This is a genomic window from Leifsonia sp. Soil_N53 (genome assembly GCF_057655165.1).
On record NZ_JBDGMM010000046.1, the window covers coordinates 76,975 to 100,225 of the forward strand.

27 protein-coding genes are annotated in these 23,251 nt (G+C 71.3%); 7 read left to right on the top strand and 20 right to left on the bottom strand.

Annotated features, from left to right (window positions below):
• Nucleotides 1-194: 194 nt before the first annotated feature.
• On the bottom strand, nucleotides 195-1,703 hold the full coding sequence (locus AC3A3H_RS06050; protein ID WP_487613643.1) for a sugar porter family MFS transporter: 1,509 nt from the start codon (nucleotides 1,701-1,703) through the stop codon (nucleotides 195-197).
• 186 nt (nucleotides 1,704-1,889) lie between these two features.
• On the opposite strand from AC3A3H_RS06050, the gene AC3A3H_RS06055 reads away from it, so the two are divergent.
• The gene (locus AC3A3H_RS06055; protein ID WP_487613670.1) at nucleotides 1,890-2,489 is read left to right on the top strand and encodes a murein hydrolase activator EnvC family protein; all 600 of its coding nucleotides are present in this window, start codon (nucleotides 1,890-1,892) and stop codon (nucleotides 2,487-2,489) included.
• Here AC3A3H_RS06055 and AC3A3H_RS06060 read toward each other — a convergent pair.
• The 9 genes from AC3A3H_RS06060 to AC3A3H_RS06100 form a co-directional block, all read right to left on the bottom strand.
• A complete protein-coding gene (locus AC3A3H_RS06060; protein WP_487613644.1) occupies nucleotides 2,452-3,411 on the bottom strand; it encodes a tyrosine recombinase XerC in 960 nt (319 codons plus the stop codon). The genes AC3A3H_RS06055 and AC3A3H_RS06060 overlap by 38 nt on opposite strands.
• A 137-nt stretch (nucleotides 3,412-3,548) precedes the next feature.
• Complete coding sequence (gene dprA, locus AC3A3H_RS06065; protein WP_487613645.1) at nucleotides 3,549-4,604, bottom strand: DNA-processing protein DprA; 1,056 nt, start codon at nucleotides 4,602-4,604, stop codon at nucleotides 3,549-3,551.
• A gap of 343 nt (nucleotides 4,605-4,947) precedes the next feature.
• Nucleotides 4,948-6,489 carry a YifB family Mg chelatase-like AAA ATPase gene (locus tag AC3A3H_RS06070; protein WP_487613671.1) on the bottom strand — a complete coding sequence of 514 codons (1,542 nt, stop codon included), beginning with the start codon at nucleotides 6,487-6,489 and terminating at the stop codon, nucleotides 4,948-4,950.
• Nucleotides 6,489-6,845 (bottom strand): YraN family protein, encoded by a 357-nt coding sequence (locus AC3A3H_RS06075; RefSeq protein WP_487613646.1) that lies wholly within the window; start codon nucleotides 6,843-6,845, stop codon nucleotides 6,489-6,491. Before AC3A3H_RS06075 ends, AC3A3H_RS06070 begins: the two co-directional genes overlap by 1 nt.
• Nucleotides 6,846-7,017: 172 nt before the next feature.
• Nucleotides 7,018-7,341: a DUF2469 family protein gene (locus AC3A3H_RS06080; RefSeq protein ID WP_018190696.1), complete on the bottom strand. Its 324-nt coding sequence runs from the start codon at nucleotides 7,339-7,341 to the stop codon at nucleotides 7,018-7,020.
• A gap of 26 nt (nucleotides 7,342-7,367) precedes the next feature.
• Complete coding sequence (gene rnhB, locus AC3A3H_RS06085; protein WP_487613672.1) at nucleotides 7,368-8,030, bottom strand: ribonuclease HII; 663 nt, start codon at nucleotides 8,028-8,030, stop codon at nucleotides 7,368-7,370.
• On the bottom strand, nucleotides 8,030-8,773 hold the full coding sequence (gene lepB, locus AC3A3H_RS06090; protein ID WP_487613647.1) for a signal peptidase I: 744 nt from the start codon (nucleotides 8,771-8,773) through the stop codon (nucleotides 8,030-8,032). Before lepB ends, rnhB begins: the two co-directional genes overlap by 1 nt.
• A gap of 82 nt (nucleotides 8,774-8,855) precedes the next feature.
• Complete coding sequence (gene rplS / locus AC3A3H_RS06095) at nucleotides 8,856-9,203, bottom strand: 50S ribosomal protein L19 (RefSeq protein ID WP_487613648.1); 348 nt, start codon at nucleotides 9,201-9,203, stop codon at nucleotides 8,856-8,858.
• A 230-nt stretch (nucleotides 9,204-9,433) separates the two neighbouring features.
• Nucleotides 9,434-9,925 (bottom strand): hypothetical protein, encoded by a 492-nt coding sequence (locus tag AC3A3H_RS06100; protein ID WP_487613649.1) that lies wholly within the window; start codon nucleotides 9,923-9,925, stop codon nucleotides 9,434-9,436.
• A 163-nt stretch (nucleotides 9,926-10,088) separates the two neighbouring features.
• Here AC3A3H_RS06100 and map point away from each other — a divergent pair, with 163 nt between their 5' ends.
• The gene (gene map / locus AC3A3H_RS06105) at nucleotides 10,089-10,853 is read left to right on the top strand and encodes a type I methionyl aminopeptidase (RefSeq protein WP_487613650.1); all 765 of its coding nucleotides are present in this window, start codon (nucleotides 10,089-10,091) and stop codon (nucleotides 10,851-10,853) included.
• A gap of 79 nt (nucleotides 10,854-10,932) precedes the next feature.
• Here the strand turns inward: map and trmD are convergent, their stop codons facing one another.
• Nucleotides 10,933-11,628: a tRNA (guanosine(37)-N1)-methyltransferase TrmD gene (trmD, locus tag AC3A3H_RS06110; protein ID WP_487613651.1), complete on the bottom strand. Its 696-nt coding sequence runs from the start codon at nucleotides 11,626-11,628 to the stop codon at nucleotides 10,933-10,935.
• Nucleotides 11,629-11,638: 10 nt separating this feature from the next.
• Complete coding sequence (locus tag AC3A3H_RS06115; protein WP_487613652.1) at nucleotides 11,639-12,886, bottom strand: MFS transporter; 1,248 nt, start codon at nucleotides 12,884-12,886, stop codon at nucleotides 11,639-11,641.
• Between the two features lie 50 nt (nucleotides 12,887-12,936).
• On the opposite strand from AC3A3H_RS06115, the gene AC3A3H_RS06120 reads away from it, so the two are divergent.
• Entirely contained in the window at nucleotides 12,937-13,614 is a 678-nt protein-coding gene (locus AC3A3H_RS06120) for a GntR family transcriptional regulator (RefSeq protein ID WP_487613653.1), read from the top strand.
• Here the strand turns inward: AC3A3H_RS06120 and AC3A3H_RS06125 are convergent.
• From AC3A3H_RS06125 to rpsP, 4 genes are read right to left on the bottom strand one after another with little or no spacing between them, the layout of a single operon-like run.
• Entirely contained in the window at nucleotides 13,611-14,006 is a 396-nt protein-coding gene (locus AC3A3H_RS06125) for a type II toxin-antitoxin system VapC family toxin (protein ID WP_487613654.1), read from the bottom strand. The genes AC3A3H_RS06120 and AC3A3H_RS06125 overlap by 4 nt on opposite strands.
• Before the next feature lie 2 nt (nucleotides 14,007-14,008).
• Nucleotides 14,009-14,707: a ribosome maturation factor RimM gene (gene rimM, locus AC3A3H_RS06130; RefSeq protein ID WP_487613655.1), complete on the bottom strand. Its 699-nt coding sequence runs from the start codon at nucleotides 14,705-14,707 to the stop codon at nucleotides 14,009-14,011.
• Between the two features lies 1 nt (nucleotide 14,708).
• The gene (locus AC3A3H_RS06135) at nucleotides 14,709-14,939 is read right to left on the bottom strand and encodes an RNA-binding protein (protein WP_487613656.1); all 231 of its coding nucleotides are present in this window, start codon (nucleotides 14,937-14,939) and stop codon (nucleotides 14,709-14,711) included.
• Nucleotides 14,940-14,943: 4 nt separating this feature from the next.
• Nucleotides 14,944-15,435, bottom strand: a complete 492-nt coding sequence (gene rpsP / locus AC3A3H_RS06140) for a 30S ribosomal protein S16 (RefSeq protein WP_487613657.1) — start codon at nucleotides 15,433-15,435, stop codon at nucleotides 14,944-14,946.
• A gap of 204 nt (nucleotides 15,436-15,639) precedes the next feature.
• Between rpsP and AC3A3H_RS06145 the strand changes: the two genes are divergently transcribed.
• The 3 genes from AC3A3H_RS06145 (at nucleotide 15,640) to AC3A3H_RS06155 (ending at nucleotide 18,307) form a co-directional block, all read left to right on the top strand.
• Entirely contained in the window at nucleotides 15,640-16,788 is a 1,149-nt protein-coding gene (locus AC3A3H_RS06145; RefSeq protein ID WP_487613658.1) for a glutamate--cysteine ligase, read from the top strand.
• A 23-nt stretch (nucleotides 16,789-16,811) separates the two neighbouring features.
• Nucleotides 16,812-17,486 carry an SGNH/GDSL hydrolase family protein gene (locus tag AC3A3H_RS06150; RefSeq protein WP_487613659.1) on the top strand — a complete coding sequence of 225 codons (675 nt, stop codon included), beginning with the start codon at nucleotides 16,812-16,814 and terminating at the stop codon, nucleotides 17,484-17,486.
• A 128-nt stretch (nucleotides 17,487-17,614) separates the two neighbouring features.
• Nucleotides 17,615-18,307, top strand: coding sequence for an SGNH/GDSL hydrolase family protein (locus AC3A3H_RS06155; protein WP_487613660.1), 693 nt, complete (start codon nucleotides 17,615-17,617; stop codon nucleotides 18,305-18,307).
• Between the two features lie 21 nt (nucleotides 18,308-18,328).
• Here the strand turns inward: AC3A3H_RS06155 and ffh are convergent, their stop codons facing one another.
• From ffh to ftsY, 3 genes are all read right to left on the bottom strand, one after another.
• A complete protein-coding gene (gene ffh, locus AC3A3H_RS06160) occupies nucleotides 18,329-19,897 on the bottom strand; it encodes a signal recognition particle protein (protein WP_487613661.1) in 1,569 nt (522 codons plus the stop codon).
• 70 nt (nucleotides 19,898-19,967) lie between these two features.
• Nucleotides 19,968-20,468 (bottom strand): DUF2004 domain-containing protein, encoded by a 501-nt coding sequence (locus AC3A3H_RS06165; RefSeq protein WP_487613662.1) that lies wholly within the window; start codon nucleotides 20,466-20,468, stop codon nucleotides 19,968-19,970.
• Nucleotides 20,469-20,476: 8 nt separating this feature from the next.
• Complete coding sequence (gene ftsY / locus AC3A3H_RS06170) at nucleotides 20,477-21,352, bottom strand: signal recognition particle-docking protein FtsY (RefSeq protein WP_487613663.1); 876 nt, start codon at nucleotides 21,350-21,352, stop codon at nucleotides 20,477-20,479.
• A 29-nt stretch (nucleotides 21,353-21,381) separates the two neighbouring features.
• On the opposite strand from ftsY, the gene AC3A3H_RS06175 reads away from it, so the two are divergent.
• Entirely contained in the window at nucleotides 21,382-22,167 is a 786-nt protein-coding gene (locus tag AC3A3H_RS06175) for a CHAD domain-containing protein (protein ID WP_487613664.1), read from the top strand.
• On the opposite strand, the gene AC3A3H_RS06180 is transcribed toward AC3A3H_RS06175, so the two are convergent.
• A partial coding sequence (locus AC3A3H_RS06180; protein WP_487613665.1) for an AAA family ATPase occupies nucleotides 22,164-23,251 on the bottom strand: 1,088 nt, incomplete at its 5' end. The genes AC3A3H_RS06175 and AC3A3H_RS06180 overlap by 4 nt on opposite strands.

Consider the following 23,251-nt stretch of genomic DNA (forward strand, 5'->3'; position numbering starts at 1 on the left):
GTCCAGCGGCGGCCGGTCGGCCGCCGCTCCTGGTGCCCCGCGCCTCCCCGCACCCGCGCCTCCGCACGGCGAACCGTGATGGAGGAGCGGGAGACCGGTGGAGAAGCGCACACCCTCGTCGAGGATGTTCCGGACACGCGTAGTCACTCCGACATGCGGAGTGCAGAAGTCATCCTATCAGGACCGGGCCCCGGTCAGGGCCGCGGGACCGTGTCCCCTGACGAGCGCACCTGCGGGCCGCGGCTGCGCCCCGCGTTGGCGAACAGCGTCTCGGCGTGCTCCAGCGCCATCCCGTTCGTCTCCGGCACCTTGAAGAAGACGAAGAAGAACGAGAGGGCTGCGAAGACGGCGTACATCCCGTAGGTGAACGGAAGCGAGAAGTCGGACATCGGCGGGAACGAGACCGTGACGAGGAAGTTCGCGACCCACTGCGCGGAGGCCGCCACCCCGAGCGCCGCGCCGCGGATGCGCGGCGGGAAGATCTCGCCCAGCAGCACCCACACCAGCGGGCCCCAGGAGGCGCCGAAGCAGATCACGAAGACGTTCGCGGCGATCAGGGCGATCGGGCCCCACGGGTTCGGCAGCGACACCTCGCCGTTGACCTTGTCCGCGAAGCTGAACGCGAGCGCCATCACCCCCAGCGACAGCGCCATCCCGACCGACCCGGTGAGCAGGATGGGACGACGTCCCACCCGGTCGACCAGCAGGATCGCCACGATCGTGACGAGCACGTTGGTGATCGAGGTGATCACGGTGATGAGGAGCGAATTGCTCTCGGTGAACCCGACCGCTTTCCAAAGCGTCGTCGAGTAGTAGAAGATCACGTTGATGCCGACGAACTGCTGGAACACGGACAGGATGATGCCGATCCAGACGATCGGTTTGAGGCCGAAGCGGTTGCCGCGGAGCGTGCCCTTCGCCGAATCCTTGTCCGACTCGATGGCCTGCTCGATGTCGCGCACCTGGCGGTCGACGTCGCTCTCCGGCACGAGCGTCGCGAAGATCGCGCGGGCCTCGTCGTGCCGGCCGGTGGCGAGCAGGTAGCGCGGCGACTCCGGCAGCAGGAGGGCGAGGATGCCGTACACGACGGACGGGATCACGCCGACCAGGAACATCCACCGCCAGGCCTCCAACCCGAACCAGAGTTGGTTGGCGGCGGCGCCCGCGGCCCCGGCGAGGAGGGCGTCGGACAGCAGCGCGACGAAGATGCCGATGGTGATGGCGAGTTGCTGCAGCGAGGCCAGGCCGCCGCGGCGCTGCTTGGGCGCGATCTCCGCGATGTACGCCGGCGCGACCACGGAGGCGATGCCGATCCCGAGACCGCCGATGATGCGCCAGAAGCCCAGATCCCAGACGGAGACCGAGAGCCCGGCCCCGATGGAGCTCGCGAGGAAGAGCACGGCGCCGATGAGCATCACCCGGATGCGCCCCCACCGGTCGGCGAGCCGCCCGGCGAAGTAGGCGCCGACCGCGCAGCCGAGCAGGGCGATGGCGACGATGAACCCGGTGACGAACGCGTTGAGCGCGAAGTGGTGCTGGATCGAGTCGACGGCCCCGTTGATGACGGAGGAGTCGAAACCGAACAGGAAGCCGCCGACCGCCGCCGCGGTGGCGAGCCCGACGACTTTCCGCCGCATGGCCGCGGTGGGCTGGGGAACGTTCTCGTCCTCCCGCTCGGATCCGGTGCTGCGCTGGTCGGACATGAGACCCCCTCCTCGATCGGGTCGCCAGCCTCTGTTGGGCTGGCCGGCGAAACGTGCGCTGGTCACGCTACGCCGACTCGTGCGCGCGCAGAAGACTCCCCCACAGCGCGGCGCGGATACGAGTTGTCCACGGATCGCGGTGGACCGGGGGCGGAGGGTGGGATGGGGGCGGAGGGTTGAAGGGTGATGGGGGTGATCGGGATGAGGCACCGGCTGGCGGTTCGGGTGGGTGTTGTGGGGGTCGTGGTGGGGGCTTGTGTGGCGCTGATGGTTGGCGCCGGTGCGGTGGGCGCCAGCGCTGCGCCGCGGTGGTCGTGGCCGGTTGCGCCGGCGCGGACGATCCGCGCGTACGAGGCCCCGCCGTCGCCGTACGCCGCCGGGCATCGCGGGATCGACCTGGCCGCGGCACCGGGAGCGACGGTGACCGCTCCCTCCGATGCGACAGTCCATTTCGTCGGGGTCGTCGTGGACCGGCCGGTGCTCACCCTGGACCACGGTTCGGGCGTGCTCTCGTCGTTCGAGCCGCTCGCGGCTGCCGGGCTCGCGGTGGGCGACCGGATCGCGCGCGGCACCGTGCTGGGCGTCGTCGGGGAGGGCGCGCACTGTTCGGGCGCCTGTCTGCACGTGGGCGTTCGCGTCGATGGCGAGTACGTGTCGCCGCTGCTGTTCTTCGACCGGGTGCCGCGCTCGGTGTTGCTCCCGTTGCACGGCGGCGAGGGCGCCGCCCGGACGTCGCGCCGAATCCGCCTCAGGCGCGCGGATGGGCGATGCGGTAGGTCTCCTTGAGTCGTTCGCTGGAGACGTGGGTGTAGATCTGCGTGGTCCCGAGGCTGGCGTGTCCGAGGATCTCCTGGACCGCGCGGAGGTCCGCACCTCCGTCGAGCAGGTGGGTGGCGGCCGTGTGCCGGAGCGTGTGTGGCCCTGCAGGCCCGCCGCCGGGAAGGTCGGCGAGCAGCGAGGCCACCAGCTCGTAGACCGCGCGCGTACCGAGCCGCCCGCCGCGCGCACCGAGCAGCAACGCCGGCCCGGACCGCTCGGTGGCGAGCGCCGGCCGCGCGACCTGAAGGTAACGGCGCACGGCCCGCAGCGCGGGCACGCCGAACGGCACCACCCGCTCCTTGTTCCCCTTGCCGACCACCCGAAGCGTCAGCCGCTCGACATCCACGTCGTCGACATCGAGCCCGGTCAGCTCGCTCACCCGGATCCCCGCCGCGTAAAGCAGCTCGATGACAACGACATCCCGAACCGAGCCGGGTTCGCCGTCCTCCGCACGAGCAGAGAGCCCTTCGAGCAGGGCGTCGATCTGCGGGCGCGTGATGACGCGCGGAAGGTGCTTGTCGGCCTTCGGCGAGCGCAAACGCGCAGCGGGGTCCGCTCCCACGATGGGGATTGCCGCGACAGCGGGGGCGACCGGAGTGGGCGCGGAAGCCGTGGTGCCCGCGTTCCTGGCGTTCCAGCCGCTGAACCCGCGCGCGCTCGCGGACCGTCGCGCGAGGGTGGCCTTTGCGAGTTCCTGCTGCGCCCCCTCCCACAACCACTCCCGGAACAGATCGAGCGTCAGCTCCTCCGTGCTGGTCACCCCTCGCCCTGCCGCGAACCGCTCGAACTGGGCCAAGTCCGAACGGTACGCCCGGACCGTCTGCCCGGAGTACCCGCGCTCAACCGCCAGGTGGCGCAGATAGCCGTCGACGGCGAGCCGGAGGTTCACTCCCCCAGCATCCGCCATCCGTGCCCCCGCGCGTCCGCGGACGCACCGGCGGCGCCCGATCCTGTTTGGCGCTGTATGCCTCGCCGCACGGGGCGCCATTCGATTCCAGTTGTCGGTGGCGGTTTCCCGCTGGCGCCTCAGGGCGGCGGTACTTCCCCGTCGCCCCTGACATCCCCCACTCCCAGGCGTACGCCCATCGGCTCTGCCAGCTCCGCCATCTCGTCGGCGGTGGTGACGCAGATCGCGCCGTATTCGCGGATGAGACGATGGCAGCCCGCGGAGGCCGGTGAGGTGATCGGGCCGGGGACAGCGCCGAGGGGGCGGCCGAGTTGGGCGGCGTGGCCGGCCGTGTTCAGGGATCCCGACCGGGCGCCTGCCTCCACGACGACCGTCGCGTTGCCGGCGGCGGCGATCAGACGATTGCGCATCAGGAACCGCCAGCGGGTCGGGGTCGAGCCCGGTGGTAGCTCGGCGATCAGCAGGCCCTGGCGGGCGATGCGCTGGAGGAGGTCATCGTTGCCCGCCGGGTAGAGGCGGTCGACGCCGCCGGCGAGGAATGCGACGGTGACCTGACCGCTCGAGAGTGCGGCGCGATGGGCGGCCGCGTCGACGCCGTAGGCGCCGCCCGAGACGATCGCGAAGCCGCGGTCGCCCAGACCGGCCGCGCTCTCCAGGGCGACATGCTCGCCGTAGCCGCTGGCCGCCCGAGCGCCGACCAACGCGATCGAGCGCGAGAGGCAGGCCAGTCGAGCAGGGTCGCCACGCAACCAGAGGGTGACGGGCGCTCCGAGCTCCAGACCGTCCAGCATGCGCGGCCAGTCCGGATGCTCCGGTGTCATCAGCCGGGCGCCGAGGCGGGCGGCGCGTTCCAGCGGGGCGTGCAGGGGCGCCCGTGGGAGGCGTCCGCGCCATCGCGCGAGCGCGTCCCGGAGCCTGTCGATCGGTGGAAGGGTCGCGGCCGCTGCGTCGTGAAGCGCGGCACGGATGGCCTGCGGCGAGGTGTCCCCGATCACGGCGCGAAGCGTCGGCACGGCGCCGATCGAGCCGATCAGGAGCGCAGCGTCGGTGTCGCCCGGTTCGAACGCGGCCGACAGCGCCGCGCGGGCCGCGGCGGCGGTCATCGACGGCTCGTCCGGATACGGGGACCCGACGGAGACGGCGCCCACGAGGGTGGCGATGTCTCGTGGGGTCAAGCCAGGGAAGCCGGTCACGCTCATCGTGTGCTCCCGAGGTCAGTCGAGTCGGAGTTGGAAGCCCCCGTGCGTTGAGGGGCCGGGACATCGGTATTACGAACGTCCCGCTCGGCGCTCGACGCGTCCCGCTGGAGCCGGTGGGCGTCTCGCACCGCTGGTCCGTCCGCCGACATCTCGCCAGGTGCAGCGTCTACCTGCCCGAACCCACCATCCCGCACCACCGCCCCACCCGGCCGCGGAGCCTCCGCCCCCTCGAACGCCAGCCTCCACAGGGCGCAGCCGCCGCACCAGCTGCGCGGTTCGTGGTCCTCTCGTGCCTCTCGGATGAGGTCGCTCCAGGTGCTCATGCGGCGGCGCCCCGTCTCAGGTGCAGCGCCCGGCTCACGTGGTCGGCGTCGGGGCTCGCGGCGCCGTCGAGGTCGGCGAGGGTCCAGGCGAGGCGGAGGGTGCGGTCGTAGCCGCGCATCGTGAGGGCGCCGCGTTCCAGGGCGCGGTCGATCGTGGTGCGGGCGAAGGGGGCGATCTGGCGTTCGGGTGCCCTGAGCCAGGTTCCGGCGGCTTGAGCGTTCGTGGTCCAGCCGGTTCCGCGGAGGCGTTCGCGGGCGGATGCGCGTGCCCACTCGACCTGCTGGCGGAGGTCCTGGCTGCTGCGCGCGGCGGCGGTGCCGTCGGAGGCGGTGCGCAGGGCGCCGAGGCCCAGGCGTCGGATCGTGAGGCGGATGTCCACTCGGTCGAGCAGCGGGCCCGAGAGTCTGGCGAGGTAGCGGCGGCGCGCGAGCGGGGTGCACGAGCACTCCGCGTCGGCCGAGCCGTAGCGGCCGCAGGGGCACGGGTTGGAGGCGAGCACCAGCTGGACGCGGGCGGGGAACGTGGCGCTGCCCACGGCGCGGTCGATGACGATCGAGCCGGATTCCAGCGGCTGGCGGAGGGCGTCGAGGACGTTGGGTGCGAACTCCGCCGCCTCGTCGAGGAACAGCACCCCATTGGACGCCCGCGCCATCGCGCCCGGCACCAGCCGGGCGCTGCCGCCGCCGACCAGGGCGGAGGCCGATGTGGTGTGGTGCGGCGCCTCGAACGGCGGGCGCAGGCTCAGCGCACCGCCCACGCCGCGACCGGCCAGGGAGCGGATGGAGGTCGTCTCCAGCGCCTCCTCCGGGGTGAGGTCGGGCAGCAGCGACGGGAGGCGCCGCGCCAGCATGGTCTTGCCTGCGCCGGGCGGGCCGACCATCGAGACGTTGTGGCCTCCCGCCGCCGCAGCGACGAACGCGTCCACGGCGTCGTCGTTGCCGGCGACGTCGGCCATGTCGGGCTCGGCGGGCAGCGGGCCGGGATCGTCGGCCAGCCCGACCGGGTCCTCGTCCACCGGGTCCAGCTCGGCGCCGTGCGCGATCGCTGCGGCGCGCAGGCCGACGACCGGCACCACGTCGATGCCGTCCACGAGGGACGCCTCCTCGGCGTTCGCCGTCGGCACCAGAACTCTCGCAAAGCCGGCCTCCCGTGCGGCCAGCACCGCGGGCAGGACCCCGGGAACCGGGCGAAGCCGCCCGTCCAGCCCGAGCTCGCCGAGATGGACGGCGCGCGCCGCCGACGCGGCGGGGATCTCCCCCGAGGCGGCCAGGGCGGCCACGGCTATGGCGAGGTCGAAGCCCGAACCCTGCTTGCGCAGCGATGCGGGCGACAGGTTCACGGTGAGCTTGCGCTGCGTGAGGGCGCAACCGGCATTGGCTGCCGCGGCGGACACCCGCTTGCGCGACTCGCCGAGCGCCGCGTCGGGCAACCCGATCAGGACGAACGCGGGCAACCCGGCCGAGATGTCGGCCTCGACCTCCACGATGTCGCCCCGGACTCCGGTCAACGCTACGGCGTACGTGCGCGCCAGTGCCATCACGCCACCGCCGTCAGATGCTCGACCGTCGGCGACGCGCTCCACGCGTCGAGCACGGCGATCGCGTCGATGCGCGTCTCGCCGCGGACGGGCCCGTGCGCACGGCACCACTCCGCCACCAGGCGCCGCAGCCGTGCCGCCTTCTCCGCGGTGATCGCCTCGAACGGATGCCCGAACGCGACCGAGCTGCGGGTCTTGACCTCCACGAACGCCGTCACGGGCCCGCGGCGCGCGATCAGGTCGAGCTCGCCGCTCGCGCCGCGCCAGTTGCGTGCCAGCAGCGCGTACCCGTGCGCTTGCAGCCACTCCGCCGCCACGGCCTCGCCGCGGCGACCCAAACGATCCTTCTCTGCCATGTGTCCTCCTGCGACCAGCCTGGTCGGCGGGAACGCGGCAGAGTCGGACGCCGGGGAATCTGTGGAGAAGTCGCCCGGGTCAGCGAGCTGTGGAGGACGACAGCACAGAACCGCACAATACAGAACCGCACAGCAGAGAACGGCTCACAGAGAACCGCTCACAGGAGACCGCTCACTCATCGAGCGCGAGCTCCTTGGGGAGCTCGAACTCCTTGCTCGACAGCTCCTCGATGTTCACATCCTTGAAGGTCAGCACCCGAACGGACTTCACGAAGCGGTCTGCGCGGTAGACATCCCACACCCAGACGTCGTTCATCGTCAGCTCGAAGTAGAAGTCGTGCTCCGTGTCGCGGCGCACGAACTCCACCTCGTTCGCGAGGTAGAAGCGGCGCTCGGTCTCGATCACGTACTTGAACTGCGAGACGACGTCCCGGTATTCGCGATACAAAGCCAGCTCGACCTCGCGGTCGTAGTCGTCGAACTCGTCCTCATCCATCGTTCGCCAAGTCTAGCCGGGCGCGACTAGGTCGGCATGTCCAGCGTCGCGAGGTCCTTCAGCCAGGTCAGCCGGTGCAGCGCGCTCGGCCCGAGCTCGGCGATCGCGGCGAAGTGCTCCGGGGTGGAGTAGCCCTTGTTGCTCACCCAGCCGTAGCCCGGGTAATCCGCGTCGTGGCCGATCATCAGCCGGTCGCGGTGCACCTTCGCGATGACGGAGGCCGCGGCCACGGAGGCGCAGTCCCGGTCGGCCTTGATCCGGGTCACGACGCGCGCCGGGCGCATCAGTGCAGGGCTCAGGTAGTCGTAGTTGCCGTCCAAGATCATCGTGCTCTCCCGCACCTGGGCGCCCCGGTCCTCCAGCATCGCCAGAGCGCGCGCGCCGGCGAGCCCCAGGCAGCGCATGATCCCGAGCGAGTCGACTTCCTCCGCGGACGCCATGCCCACAGCGTGGAACAGCGACCAGCGCCGGCAGGCGGGCTCCAGGGCCTCGCGGACCGGCTCCGGCAGCAGCTTGGAGTCGCGCAGGCCCGGCGGGATGCGCTTGACCGCGGTGTCGATGACGACCATGCCGACCGCGACCGGACCGGCGAGCGCGCCGCGGCCGACCTCGTCGACCGCCACGATCGAGGTGACGCCGTCGCGGTACAGCGCCTTCTCGAAGCGCAACGTGGGCGACACCGGCGTCATCATCTCTTCTTCTCCTCCACGCCTCTGAAGGCTTCAGGATAGTCGTCCAACCACGTCCATCTGCTGACCGGCCAGCTGATCACGACCGCGCGGCCGACCACGTGGTCGAGCGGCACGAAGCCGTGGCCGGGCAGGGCCTGGTTGCGCGACGAGTCCTGCGAGTCGTAACGGTTGTCCCCCATCACCCAGAGGCGGCCCGGGGGCACTGTCACGTCGAAGGCGAGCGTCGCCGCGTTCGTCTGGCCCGGCGGAAGCTCGATGTAGGGCTCGTGGATCGCCGTGCCGTTCACCGTGATGCGGCCGGCCGCGTCGCAGCACACCACGTGGTCCCCCGGCAGTCCGATGATCCGCTTGACGAGGTGGTCGTCGCTGTCGGAGGCGGACAGCCCGACGAAGGTGAGGGCGGTGTCGGCCGCCTGGGCCAGCGGGTTGCGGGTGGCCGGCGGCGACTTCGGGAGCCAGCCGCCCGGATCCCGGAACACCACGACATCGCCGCGGCTCAGTGGGAACAGCGACGGCTGCAGCTCGTTCACCAGGATCTTGTCGTTGATCTGGAGGGTGTTCTCCATCGAGCCCGACGGGATGTAGAACGAGCGGACCACGAAGGTCTTCACCAGGAAGGCCACCAGCAGCGCGATCACCACGACGATGAGAACGTCCCGCAGGAACAGCAGGCCGCTGCGCCTGCCGCGCTCTCCGCCTGCCACGCGTTCGGGTCGCGTGGGCAGTGTCTCGTCCGTCATCCACCCTGCCTGGCTCGTTAACTGACTGAGCTCCCGGTCCAGTGTAGGACCGGGAGCTCAGGAAGAGTCGCGCGCGAAACGCTCAGTTGTCGCGCTTCTCCTTGATCTTCGCCTTCTTGCCGCGGAGCTCGCGGAGGTAGTACAGCTTGGCGCGACGGACGTCACCGCGGGTGACGACCTCGATGTGGTCGATGACCGGCGAGTGCACCGGGAAGGTGCGCTCGACGCCGACCTGGAAGCTGACCTTGCGGACCGTGAAGGTCTCGCGGACGCCTTCGCCCGAGCGGCCGATCACGACGCCCTGGAAGACCTGGATACGAGCGCGGGTGCCCTCGATGATGTTGACGTGCACCTTGACGGTGTCGCCGGCACGGAACGAGGGGATGTCCGACTTGAGGGACGCGGCGTCCACCTGATCGAGGATGTGCATTGCTGTTCGCTCTCTGTACCCGCCAGCAGGTCGGGGACGGATTCGGGGCCGCCTGCCGATGCGCGTTGTGCGCACACGGCCGGGCGACCGGGATTCGATTGGGTGTGCTCGCTCGAATTGCTGGCTCCCCTGCGGCAGAGCCGGGCGGCGGCACGAAGGTCTATTCTGCCACGCGCGGGGCGCTATTGCCAAAGCGCGGGCCGCGGGGCGGCGGCTCGGAGCGGCGGCGCTCAGTCCTCGCGGCGCTCTTCGATGATGATGACGTCCGCGTCGTCCACGACCGGGTTCTCGGGCGCGGCCTGCTGCGGCTGCGCCACCCGCTGGTAGGCGGCGTAGGTGACGGCGACGCGGTCGCGTGTCTCGGTGACCAGCTCCCACAGCCCGACCCAGAACAGCGCCAGGAAGAACAGCACGCCGAGGACGGCGATCCAGCCGGTGGCGCCGGGCGGGAAGAAGCCGAACGCGATGATGGAGGCGCTCCAGCCGGCGAGGAGGCCGGTGTCGTACCAGGAGACCGCGCGGGCCTCCCTGACGCTCTTGCGAGCCACCAGGATGCCGCCGATCGCGATCAGCGCCACGAACAGGAGCGGGCACAGCACGAGCAGCCCGAGGAAGCTCCAGCCGCTGCCCTGGTTGAACGCGGCCCAGCCGATCAGCAGCCAGACGGGCAGCACCACGGCGGACGGGAAGAGCCACCAGTAGAACGCCTTGCGGATGAACACGCCACCAGCGTAACCGTGCGCGGCTGTGCGGCGGCTGCTGGTTCGCCGTAGGCGGACTCGACAAACACAGTGCCGTAGGCGGACTCGACAGCAGCGCACTGCGGCCGGACCCCCGCCTCCACATGGAAGACTGGACGCAGCCCCCACACAGAAAGAGGACCCCGTGATCGAGCTGAGGACCCCCGCCGAGATCGAGCAGATGCGGCCGGCCGGCCGGTTCGTCGCCGATGTCCTCGCGCAGACCGCCGCAGCGGCCAAGGTGGGCGTCAACCTCCTGGAGCTGGACCGGATCGCGCACGAGCTGATCCGGAAGCGCGGGGCGGAGTCCTGCTACATCGACTACCACCCGTCGTTCGGCGCGAGCCCGTTCGGCAAGGTGATCTGCACCTCCGTCAACGACGCCGTCCTGCACGGCCTCCCGCACGACTACCGGCTGCGCGACGGCGATCTGCTCAGCCTCGACTTCGCCGCGAGCGTCGACGGCTGGGTGGCCGACTCGGCGGTCAGCATCGTCGTCGGGTCGGCGCGCGACGAGGACCTCCGGCTCATCGAGACCACCCGGCGCGCACTGAGCGCGGGGATCGCGGCCGCCCAGCCCGGCGGGAAGGTCGGTGACATCTCGGCGGCGATCGCGGCCGTCGCGCACGCGGAGGGGTACTCCGTGAACACCCAGTTCGGCGGCCACGGCGTCGGGCGCACGATGCACGGCGACCCGCACATCCCGAACGACGGCCGCGCCGGCCGCGGCTTCCCGCTGCGCCCCGGGCTGGTCATCGCGATCGAGCCGTGGTTCCTGGAGTCCACCGACGAGATCTTCACCGACCCGGACGGCTGGACGCTGCGCTCGGCCGACGGCTCCCGAGGAGCGCACTCCGAGCACACCGTCGCGATCACCGAGAACGGCCCCCTCGTCCTCAGCGCCCCCTGACCATCCGTTCCGGAGATGTGCTCGGCTCGCGCCGGCGTGTCGCGTACACAACTCCGGAAGCGACGGTGGGGTTGGCGGGCTACCGGAGGAGGTCGGGGCGGACGCGGGCGGTGCGGGCGACGGACTGCTCGCGGCGCCAGGTGTCGATCGCGCCGTGGTTGCCGGACAGCAGCACCGGCGGGACGTCGTGGCCGCGCCATTCGGCGGGCTTCGTGTACGACGGGTACTCCAGCAGGCCGTCCTCGTGCGACTCCTGCACCAGGCTCTCCGGGTTGCCGACGACGCCGGGGATGAGCCTGCCGATGGCCTCGATCATCGCCATCGTGGCGACCTCCCCGCCGTTGAGCACGTAGTCGCCGATGCTCACCAGGCGCACCCGCGCACGGGAGGCGTACTCGTCGAAGACGCGCTGGTCGATGCCCTCGTAGCGGCCGCAGCCGAACACGAGGTGGGACTCGGCGGCGAGCTCCCGGGCCATCGCCTGCGTGAAGACCTCGCCGGCGGGCGACGGGAAGATGAGCACGGGATCGGCGCCTCCGGTCGAAGCGCCGTCGAGCACGGCATCCAGCGCCTCGCCCCACGGCTCCGGCTTCATCACCATGCCGGCGCCCCCGCCGTACGGCGTGTCGTCGACGGTGCGGTGCCGGTCGTGGGTGTGGTCGCGGAGGTCGTGGACGCCCAGCGTGATGATGCCGGACTGTCGCGCCTTGCCGAGCAGCGAGATGTCGAGCACATCGAAGAAGGTCGGGAAGATCGTGACGATGTCGATGCGCATGCCCTGAAGTCTATTCGGGGACGATTGCGAGCTCCCGGTCGCGCGGCACCAGCGGCGCCGCCACGGCCGGGCAGAGGGCGACGGCGGCGAACGCGAGCGGGAAGCCGACCCAGCCGATGAGCGCGCCGACGGCGGGGCCGACCACCGACGCGGCCAGGAACTGTCCGGTGTTCTGCGCGCCGAGCGCGCGGCCCGACCAGAACGGCCCGGCGATCTCGGCGACCGAGGTGTAGGCGAGGCCGTTGTCGGCGACCGTCACGACGGCGGCGACGATGAGGATGACCGCCGCCACGACCGAGCCGAGCGCGGAGGCCACGCCCATCAGCAGCATGACGGCGACCGCCGCGACCGAGACCCAGCGCAGCGGCACCAGGTGGCTGCCGACGCGATCGCTGAGCACGCCGACGCCGATGCGGCCGAGCGCCCCGGCGAACTGGCTGACCGCGATGACGATCCCGGCGGCGAGCGAGCTGAAGTGCAGCTCCGTGACCAGCCAGACCAGCCCGAACGTGGAGACCGTGAACTGCGGGACCACCAGCAGCATCGACACGATGTGGATGCGCCAGAGCAGCGAGGTCTCCCGGTACGGGCGCCACGCGGCCTGCGGGTGGGCCGCCTCGCCGTCCGCGGCGGCACGGGGTGGACGGGGCGGGTCGACGATCCCGACGGCGCACAGCACCGCGGAGACGCCGCACAGCACCGCGGGCACGGCCAGGGCCGCCGCGATGCCTCCGGAGGCCGCGAGCAGCGGCACGCTGATCGCGGCGATCGCGACGCCGAGCGGCTGGCACATCTGGCGGATGCCCATCGCGAGCCCGCGCCGCTCCTTGGCGAACCAGCCGATGACCACGCGGCCGCTCGCGGCGTTGGGGCTCGCCGCCGCCATCCCGCCGACCAGGAACAGCGCACCGAGCGCGACGTACGACGAGACGAACATGGCGCCGATCGCGGCGGCCGCCGTGAGCGCCAGGCCGGACGCGATGACCCAGCGCTCTCCGATCCGGTCGCTCAGAGCGCCCCAGGCGATCAGCGCGAGCACCAGCCCGAGGGTCGGGGCCGAGGCGAGCAGCCCGGCCTGGGCGAGGCTGAGGCCTCGTTCGGTGTGCAGCAGCGGGATCAGGAAGGCCGGTGTGGAGACGAAGACCGTCGAGCTGGCCTGGCCGACGACGCCGAGGGCGAGCATGAGCCAGGGGCGCGGTGTCCTGGGCGCCGGGGCCGTGGCCGACTGGCCGGTCTCTTCTCGCACGTTTCGGCTCATGCGGTATACCCTAGCGGTATACCGGCGTGGTATACCAACGAAGGAGCCCGATGCCCGAGCAGCCCCACGTGTACGAGCGTCTGCGCTCCGCGATCCTCGATCTCGAGCGGACGCCGGGCTCCCGCATCACCGAGCGCGGGCTCGAAGCCGAGCTCGGGGCGTCGCGCACACCGCTGCGCGCGGCCCTGATGCGATTGGAGGCCGAGGGCCTGGTCCGTCGCGACGGACGCGGGTGGGAGGTCTCCCCCATCGACCTCGGCGAGATCACGCGGCTCAGCGAGCTCCGCGACGCCCTGGAGAGCGCCGCCGTGCGACTGAGCGCTGCTCGCGCGTCGGAGCTCGACGTCCGGGCGCTGCGCGACGATCTCGGCGGCTTCGACCCGGACCGGCGCGACGAGGATGCGGTCGCCGCCGGCGCAGGTTTCCATGTGCGGCTCGCCGCACTCAGCGGCAACCACTTCTTCGCCGACGCGGTGTCCTCGGCGATGACCCGGCTCGCTCGCACGCGCTGGCTGGAGGTCCGCACCGCCGACGCCCGTCGCACGGCGTGGGAGGAGCATCGCACGATCGTCGACCAGCTCGCCGCACGGGACGCGGACGCGGCGGCGGACAGCATCCATCGCCACATCGTCGGCACGCACGAACGGCTGCTGACGGCCCTGGACGCGGACACGCGCCTGCTGCGGGCGCGCGGGCTCGCCATCGTCGGTCCGCGCGCGGACGTCTAGGAGCGGAGGAGGTCCGCTCCGGTGCGCAGCGGAACGTTCGCGCCCGTGTAGGCGTCGGGCACGTCGGTGACGAGCGCGTCGCCGTGCAGGACGGTGAGCGCGACGTACTCGGCGGCGAACGTGTCCGGCGAGCCGAGCTCGGCGGCGAGGCGCCAGGCGGTCTTCCGCAGCACCCGGTCGCCCAGGAGCCGGATCGGGAGGCGGTCGACGGCGGCGATCAGCGTCCGGGCCGCGCGGTCGTCCCGCTCACCCGCGACGACCGACCGGCGCAGCTGCGCGAGCACCTCGGAGCGCAGCAGCGTGGGGGCCAGCAGGGAGTCGCCGGACGCCGGGACGTAACCGGCCTCCGCCAGCTCGATGGCGGCGGAGGCGTCGATCACGTAGTGGGCCACGATCAGTCCCCGGCGTTCTCCGGCTCGGTGTTCTCCGAACCAGGGTGCACCGGCTCGGCGTTCTCCGGCTCGGCGTCGTCGGACTCCGAGGGAGCCTCCGGCGCCTCGGCCTCCGGCACGTCGTCATCCGGCAGCTCCTCGAAGAGCCCCGCCGGCGGCGTGAGCGTGACTGTGCCGGCGGCGATGTCGACCTCCGGCACGATCGCCGCGACGAACGGCACCAGGACCTCGCCGTGAGCCGTGCGCACGACCAGCAGGTCCTGCGCAGGGAAGTGGTCGACGCGCGTCACGGTGCCGACCTCCGCACCGTCACGGAGCGCGCTCAGTCCGACGAGCTGGTGGTCGTACCAGGCGTCCTCCTCCTCGGGGAGCTGCTTGGCGTCCTGACTCACCCAGAGGATGGCCTTGACCAGCGTCTCCGCCTCGGTGCGGTCGTCCACACCGGCGAAGAAGCCGACGGGATGGCCGTTGTACCAGCGCAGCTCGATGAGCTCGATGGTCTTGCCGTGCCACTTGGAGGCCGTGGGCACCTGGAGCGTGAATACGGCGCCCGGCACGAAGCGGCGGTCAGGCTCGTCTGTGAACAGCTCGAGCTTGAGCGCGCCCTTCAGTCCGTGCGCCTTGGTCAGCCGGCCGACGCGCAGCTCGGTCTGACCCGGCCGCGGAGCGACCTCCTTGCGGGGCAGCTTGTGGTCCGCCACCTCAGTCGTCGACGACGTCGACGCGGACGCGGCGGCCGTCGGCCAGCGCTGCCACGATCGTGCGGAGGGCCTTGGCGGTCCGGCCGGAGCGGCCGATGACCCGCCCGAGGTCCTCGGAGTTCACTCGAACTTCGAGGACCTCGCCACGCGGCGAACCCTTGGCCACGACGTGCACGTCGTCCGGGTGGTCGACGATGCCCTTGACCAGGTGCGTGAGAGCGGGAGCGAGCAAGGTGTTACGCCTTCTCGCCGTCGGCCTCGGCCGCCGGCGTCTCTCCATCAAGAACGGCCTCGGCCTCGGCGACGACCTCGGCCTCAGCGGCCTCCTCGGCCTCGACCTCGGCCTCGACGACGGCCTCCGCCTTCTTGACGGTCTCGTCCTTCTTCGGCTTGAGGACCGGCTTCTTCTTCTCGTCGGCGACGAACGACTCCTTGGCCTCGGCCGTCTTCACGGTCGAGACGGCGTCCTTGTCGCCCTTGAACTTGCCCCAGTCGCCCGTGAGCTTGAGCAGCACGAGCACCTGCTCGGACGGCTGAGCGCCGACGCCGAGCCAGTACTGAGCACGCTCCGAGTCGACCTCGATGCGCGAGGGCTCCTCGGTCGGGTGGTACAGACCGATCTCCTCGATGACGCGACCGTCGCGCTTGGTGCGCGAGTCGGCGACGACGATGCGGTAGTACGGAGCGCGGATCTTGCCCAGGCGCTTCAGACGGATTTTGACAGCCACAATTCTCCTGTGTTGACGTCCGGAACCCGCAGGGTTCCGGTGGATTCGTTGTCGAACTGACTGCCGTGGGCGTGGGGGCACACGCGGCAGGAGGTCTATTGTTCGTCCGCCGTGCCGGATAGAGGGTCGGGCACGTCGAACTCAACTAGATATTCTGTCAGAAAAGCGCGCCCAATGAACAATCGGACGGACGGGGTCACAGCGATGCAGATCCAATTCGCAGAGTCGGAGCGCTCCACCGTGGGGATCGAATGGGAGCTGGCGCTGGTCGACGGCGCCACGGGCGACCTGGTCCAGATCGCCGACGAGGTGCTCCGCGAGCTCGGGACACCGGACGGGCGGGAGCACCCGCAGATCACCCATGAGCTGCTCCTGAACACCGTCGAGCTGGTCAGCCGGGTGCACCGGACGGTTCCTGCGGCGATCGCCGACCTCCAGGAGCTCATCGCGCTGACCCGGGAGGTCACCGATCCGCTCGGCGTGGAGCTGATGTGCGCCGGCACGCACCCCTTCGCCCAGTGGTACGACCAGAAGATCACGCCGAACGAGCGCTACGACCGGCTGCTCGACCGCACGCAGTGGTGGGGCAGGCAGATGATGATCTGGGGCATCCACGTGCACGTCGGCATCGACGACCGCGACAAGGCGCTGCCGATCGTCAACGGCCTGCTCACCTACTACCCGCACCTCCAGGCGCTGAGCGCGTCGAGCCCGTTCTGGGCGGGGGCCCGCACGGGCTACGCGTCCAACCGAGCGCTCATGTTCCAGCAGCTGCCGACCGCGGGGCTGCCCTGGCAGTTCGGCAGCTGGGCGAACTACGAGGAGTACGTGCAGGATCTGGTGACCACCGGCGTGGTGGAGGACCACAGCGAGGTCCGCTGGGACATCCGGCCCTCGCCGCGCTGGGGCACGGTCGAGATGCGCGCGTGCGACGGGCTGTCGACGGCGGACGAGGTGGGAGCCGTCGGCGCGCTCATCCACTGCCTGACCGACCGGATGTCCGGCGACCTCGACGACGGTGTCGAGCCCGTCACCCTGCAGCCGTGGTTCGTGCGCGAGAACAAGTGGCGGGCCGCCCGGTACGGGCTGGACGCCGAGATCATCGTCGCGCCCGACGGCACGGAGCGGCTGGTGCGCGAGCAGCTCCTCCAGCTGGTGGACGACCTCGCCGACACGGCGGAGCGGCTGGGCTGCTCCGCCGAGCTCGCCGCCGTCGCCGACGTGCTCGACGCCGGCGCGAGCTACCAGCGCCAGCTCGCCGTCGCGGAGGCCAACGGCGGCAGCCTGCAGGCCGTGGTGAGCTCGCTGACGCACGAGCTGCGCACCGGGCTCGCACACAAAGACCATCCATAGGCTCGTCGCCTAGGCTCGATCGCATGTTCCACCACCGGCCCCTCGCCACCGCCGCTGCAGCGCTCGCCGCGCTGCTGCTCGGGACGGTGGCCCTGAGCGGATGCGCGTCGGTCTCCTCGCAACCGGCCTTCGGCGCCGCCGTCACCGGCGGCGAGCACCCGGTCGTCGCGGTCGTCGGCGACTCGATCGAGTCGGGGCTGGGCCTGGAGCCGTTCGAGTCGTGGCCCGCCCTGGTGGCCGTCGACCGGCGCTGGGGCCTGCAGAACTTCAGCGAGCCGGGCGCCGGCTTTCTCGCCGTCGGCTCGAGCGACTCCGACTTCAGCGCCCAGATCGACCAGGCGATCGCCGCGAAAGCCGATGTCGTGTTCATCGGCGCCTCCGACAACGACCTCGGCCACGACACCGCGACGGTCGGCGCGGCGATGGCGGCCGCGGTCGAGCGGCTGAGCGATTCGCTGCCCAAGGCCCGGCTGGTCGGCTACAACGCGCTCACCGGCGAGGCCAGCGACAGCGACCTCGCTCCGCTGAACGACGCCCTGAAGCGGGCCGTGACGGCGGCGGGCGGCACGTGGATCGACCTCGGCCAGCCCTACCGCGGCCACGTCGGCCTCGTGCAGGACGACGGCGAGCATCCCACGCTCGAAGGGCAGCAGGCGATCGCCACGGTCGTGCTCTCGCGCCTGGACGGGATCGTCTGACCCGGCCGTCCCCGCCGCCGCCATCGCGCTCCTGCTGACCGACCGCTCGGCGCTCTCCACCGCGGCGCGCGACACGCCCGGGCAGGACACACAGGGATCTGTCAGTCTCGGCGGTCTAGCCTCACTGCGTGGCCACCCGTCCCCGGCTGATCGCCATCGCCGCGATCGCCCTCGCCGCCGCCGCGCTCGCGGGCTGCTCCTCCGCGGTCAGCGCGCGCCCGGTCGCCGCGGACGGCACGGCCGTCGCCGCTCCGGCGGAGCGCGCCAAACCGCAGGTCGTCGCGATCGGCGACTCCATCGCGTTCGGCAAGGGCGTCCGTCCCGATCAGGCCTGGCCGGCGCTCGTCGCGGCGCAGCACGGCTGGACGCTGACGGACCTCGCCGTCTCGGGCTCCGGCTTCGTCAAGCCGGGCTGGAACGGGGACACCTACCGCCAGCAGGTCGACACGGCACTCGGCCTGCACCCGGACTACATCCTGATCGCGGCCACCCGCAACGACCGCACGGAGGACCCGGCGCTCGTAGCCTCCTCGGCGGACGAGCTGCTGGGCGAGCTCAGGGACACCTTCCCGCGGGCGCGCATCATCGGCATCACGACCGTGTGGGGCGCGGACGCGCCGCCGCCGACGGTCGCCGCCGTCGACGCGATCGTGGAGAAGGCCGTGACAGGCGTCGACGGGACGTTCCTCGACATCGGCTACCCGCTCGCCGCGCACCCGGAGCTGGTGCAGCCGGACGGCATCCACCCGAATGCGGCGGGCGAGCGCGCCGTCGCGAAAGCGATCGAGGACCGCCTCGCGCCGCTCGGCGTGACCTCCTAGCGGTCGCGGACCGCCAGGGCCTCAGCGCCCCATGAACTTCTGCAGGGCGGCCAGCTCCTCCTCGGTCGGGCCTCCGGCCTTCGCCTTGTTGCCCGAGCCGAGTCCGAAGCCCGTACCCGCAGTCGCGCCCGTCGCCGGCTTGACGCCGGACGCCAGCGCCGCGTTCTCCGCGGCGCGCTTGGCCGGGTTGCCCGAGCGCGAGCCCTTCTTCTTGGGCTGCTGCTTGCCGCGGCCCGCGTAGCCGGCGCCGGGGATCGGGCCCATGCCCGGGACGTTCGGGACGCCGCCCTTGGCGACGGTCTTCATCATCTTGGCGGCCTGCTCGAAGCGGTTGACGAGCTGGTTCACCTCGGTGACCGTCGTGCCGGAGCCCTTGGCGATGCGCAGGCGGCGCGAACCGTTGAGCAGCTTCGGCGTGGTGCGCTCGGCCGTGGTCATCGACTGGATGATGGCCTCGGTGCGCACGATCTCGCGCTCGTCGAAGTTGTCGAGCTGCTGCTTCATCTGGCCGGCGCCCGGGAGCATGCCCATCATCTTCTTGATGGAGCCCATGTTGCGCAGCTGCTGCATCTGCTTGAGGAAGTCGTCGAGCGTGAAGCTGTCGGTCGCGAACTTCTCGGCGACCTTGCGCGCCTCATCCTCGTCGAAGGCCTCCTGGGCCTGCTCGATGAGGGTGAGGATGTCGCCGAGGTCGAGGATGCGCGACGCCATGCGGTCGGGGTGGAACGGCTCGAAGTCGTCCAGGCCCTCGCCGGTGGAGGCGAAGATGATCGGGCGGCCGGTGATGGACGCCACCGAGAGGGCCGCGCCTCCACGAGCGTCGCCGTCGAGCTTGGAGAGCACGACGCCGGTGAAGTCGACGCCGTCCTGGAACGCCTTGGCGGTGGCCACGGCGTCCTGACCGATCATGGCGTCGATCACGAACAGCACTTCGTCCGGCTCGGTGGCCTTGCGGATGTCGGCGGCCTGCTTCATGAGCTCGGCGTCGACGCCGAGGCGGCCGGCGGTGTCGATGACGACGGTGTCGTACTGCTTGGTCTCGGCGAACTTCATGGCGTCCTTGGCCACCTTGACCGGGTTGCCGACGCCGTTGCCGGGCTCCGGTGCGTAGACCGGCACGCCGGCCTGCTCGCCGACGATCTGGAGCTGAGTCACGGCGTTCGGCCGCTGGAGGTCGGCGGCGACGAGGAGCGGCGTGTGGCCGTCCTTGACCAGCCACTTGCCGAGCTTGCCCGCGAGCGTGGTCTTCCCCGCGCCCTGGAGGCCGGCGAGCATGATCACCGTCGGCGGCTTCTTGGCGAACTGGAGGCGGCGCTGCTGACCGCCGAGGATCGCGACGAGCTCCTCGTTGACGATCTGGACGACCTGCTGGGCCGGGTTCAGCGCCTTGTTGACCTCGTCGGAGAGCGCGCGCTCGCGCACCTTGCCGGTGAAGTCCTTGACGACGTCGAGCGCCACGTCGGCGTCGAGCAGCGCGCGGCGGATCTCGCGCACCGTGCCGTCCACGTCGGACGGGGAGAGCTTGCCCTTGGTGCGCAGATTCTTGAAGGTGTCCGTAAGACGGTCGGACAGCGAGCCGAAAGTAGCCATGATCGTGCAAGTCTACCGGGCGAGACTGGCCGCTCGCCGAGGCTCCGCCCTGCGCGTCAGCCCCTTCGGCTCACCCCTGCGTGTCGACCGCGACCACGTCGCCGCGCACGTCGAACGACACCGTCAGGATCGCGTCCGTCTCGTCCGGGCTGATCGAGTAGTCGAAGGTGGCGAAGGCCTCGTCCTCGCCCGCCTGGTCGGCCTGCACCGTGACGGTCAGCAGCTGGAGGGAGCGCAGCACGTCGATCGCGATGTCTCCGGAGTTGTAGACCAGGAGGTCGAGCAGCGACTCCCCCAGCTTGTCCACGTGCTCGTCGATGTAGTTCGTCGTCGCGGACTGCCGCGAGCTCAGCTCGGCGATCAGGGCGTCCCTGGCCCGGGCGTCGAAGCCCTCCAGGGCCTGGATGAGCGCGGCCGCCGAGTCGAGGGCGAACTCCCCCACCGCCTGCTCGTCGTCGGCGCGCAACTCGACCTCGACCGCCTGATCGGCGAGCTCCACCGTGTCGTTCCAGGCGAGGCCGCCCGACGCGGTCTCGTCGATGACGCCGAAGTAGTCGTGCTCGATGGCCATGCCGCCCCCTATCCGACGAGCTGCTGTGCGAAGACGTGCGGGGTGAAACCGGTCAGGTCGTTGATCCCCTCGCCCTGGCCGACGAGTTTGATCGGGAGGCCGGTGCGCTCCTGCACGGCCAGGACGAAGCCGCCCTTGGCCGACCCGTCGAGCTTGGTGAGGACGAGCCCGGTCACGCCGGCGTGCTCGAGGAACGCCTCTGCCTGCGCCAGTCCGTTCTGGCCGGTGGTGGCGTCCAGCACCAGCAGCACCTCCGCGATCGGCGCCTGCTTCTCGACGACGCGCTTGATCTTGGACAGCTCGTCCATCAGGCCGCCCTTGGTCTGCAACCGGCCCGCCGTGTCGATGATGACGATCTCGGTGCCGTCGCGCTTGGCCTTCTCGACCGTCTGGAACGCGACCGACGCCGGGTCCTGGCCCTGCTGCTGCGGGCGGACGATCTCCGCGCCCGCGCGGTCCGCCCAGGTGGCGAGCTGCTCGACCGCGGCCGCGCGGAAGGTGTCGGCTGCGCCCACCACCACCGTGCGGTCGTAGGTGCGCAGGAACTTGGCGAACTTGCCGATCGTCGTGGTCTTGCCGACGCCGTTCACGCCGACGACGAGCACGATCGCCGGCCGCTCGCTGAGCTTCAGCGTGGTGTCGAACTTGGCGAGCCGCTCCTCCATCGTCTCGCGCAGCATGCGCTGGAGATCGGCCGGATCCGTGGTGTGGTAGCGCTCCACCTTGGCGCGCAGGTCGTCGACGACCGCCTCGGTGACATCGGGACCGAAGTCGGCGGTGATGAGCGCCGCCTCCAGATCGTCCCAGGTGGTGTCGTCGATGGTCTTCTTGGCGAACAGCCCGCGCAGGGCGCCCGACAAGGACCAGGAGGTGCGGTCTGCCATGCTCTCAGACTAGTTGCTACGGTGTGGCCATGTTCTCCCTCGTGGCGGTGTCGGCCGAGCTCGCCGAGCAGCTGGTGGCGATCGAGGAGGACGGGGAGGACGCCGTCCACCAGGCGCGCATCCGCGTGCGCCGGCTGCGCAGCATCCTGCGGGTCTACCGGGCGGCGTTCGAGGAGGCTGCGGCCCTCGAACTGCGGCTGCGGCTGACGGAGCTGGGCGACCGGCTGGGCGCCGTGCGCGACCTCGAGGTCAAGGCGGCGACGCTCGACGACCTGCTGGAGGCGGACGACGAGCCGGACGTGGTCGACGCCGTCACGGCGGAGGCCGACGAGACCCGGGCGGCCCACGACCGGGAGATCGGCGCGCTGCTGGAGTATCTGCACGGCGCCGCGCTGCGCGCCCTGCTGGCCGATCTGCAGATGTTCGCCGCGGAGCCGCCGCTCTCGGCGAAGGGCCGCAGGCATCCCGCCCGCGTCACCACCCGCGGCCTGGAGAAGGCGGTGGCGAAGGTGCACCGCCTGAACGGCGACAGCCTCGAGGAGCGCCACGCCACGCGCAAGGCGGCCCGCAAGGTGCGCTACGCGGCCGACGCGGTCGCGGACGACCTCGGCCGGGTCGCGGTCCGGCTCTCCGCCTCCGCCAAGGCCGTGCAGGACGCGCTCGGCGACAACCGCGACGACCTGCTGCTGGCGCACGAGCTGCGCGAGCAGGGGCACATCGGCCTCGCCATGCGCTGCGAGCGGCGCGCCGCCGACGCCCTCGCCGGCATCGACGCCAAGCTCGCGGCGATCGCCTTCGAGGCAGCGGACGCCTAGGCGGAGGCCTGCTCCTGCACGACGCGCTGGCCGACGACTGCGGAGACGCCGTCCTGGCGCATCGAGACGCCGTAGAGGGCGTCGGCGATCTCCATCGTGCGCTTCTGGTGGGTGATCACGATGAGCTGGCTGTTCTCGCGCAGGTCCTCGAAGATCGTCAGCAGCCGGCCGAGGTTGGCGTCGTCGAGCGCGGCCTCCACCTCGTCCATGATGTAGAACGGGCTGGGCCGGGCCTTGAAGATCGCGATCAGCAGCGCGACGGCGGCCAGCGAGCGCTCGCCGCCGGAGAGCAGCGAGAGCCGCTCGATCTTCTTGCCGGCGGGCTTCACCGACACTTCGATGCCCGTGGTGAGGAGGTTGTCCGGGTCGGTCAGCGCGATGTGGCCGGAGCCGCCGGGGAACAGGATCGGGAACACCCGCTCGAACGCCGCCTCGGTGTCCGCGAAGGCCGACTCGAAGATGGTCTGCATCTTCTCGTCGATCTCCTCGATGATCGTCACGAGGTCCTTGCGGGTGTTGGTGAGGTCGGTCAGCTGCTCGGTGAGGAACTTGTGCCGCTGCTCCAGCGCGGCGAACTCCTCCAGCGCGAGCGGATTCACCCTCCCGAGCTGACCGAGCTTGCGCTCGGCGGACGCGAGGCGCTTCTGCTGCTGCTCGCGGACGTAGGGGGCGCCCGGACGCTCCTCGGGCTCGCCGGCGGGATCGTCCTCGCGGCTGTCTTCGTCGCGGGTGTCCGGTGGCACCGGCACGTCGGGTCCGTACTCGGCCACGAGCACGTCCTCCACGAGGCCGAGCTCGCTGCCGGCCCGCTCCAGGAGGCTCGACAAGTGCAGCTTCTTCTCGTAGATCTGCAGCTCCAGGCCGTGCACCGACTCGGTGATCCCGTGCAGACGCTCGCGGAGCGCCGACTCCTCGCGCCGCACCGCGGCGAGCTCCTCGTTCTGGCTCGCGCGCTGCGCCTCCGCGGCCGCGAGCTCCAGCCGCGCGTGCGACACCGAGCGGTCCGCCGAGGCGAGCACGGCGGGGAGGACGTCCACGACGCCCTGGGCGGCCTCCAGCTGCCGGCGCCGGATGACGGCGCGGC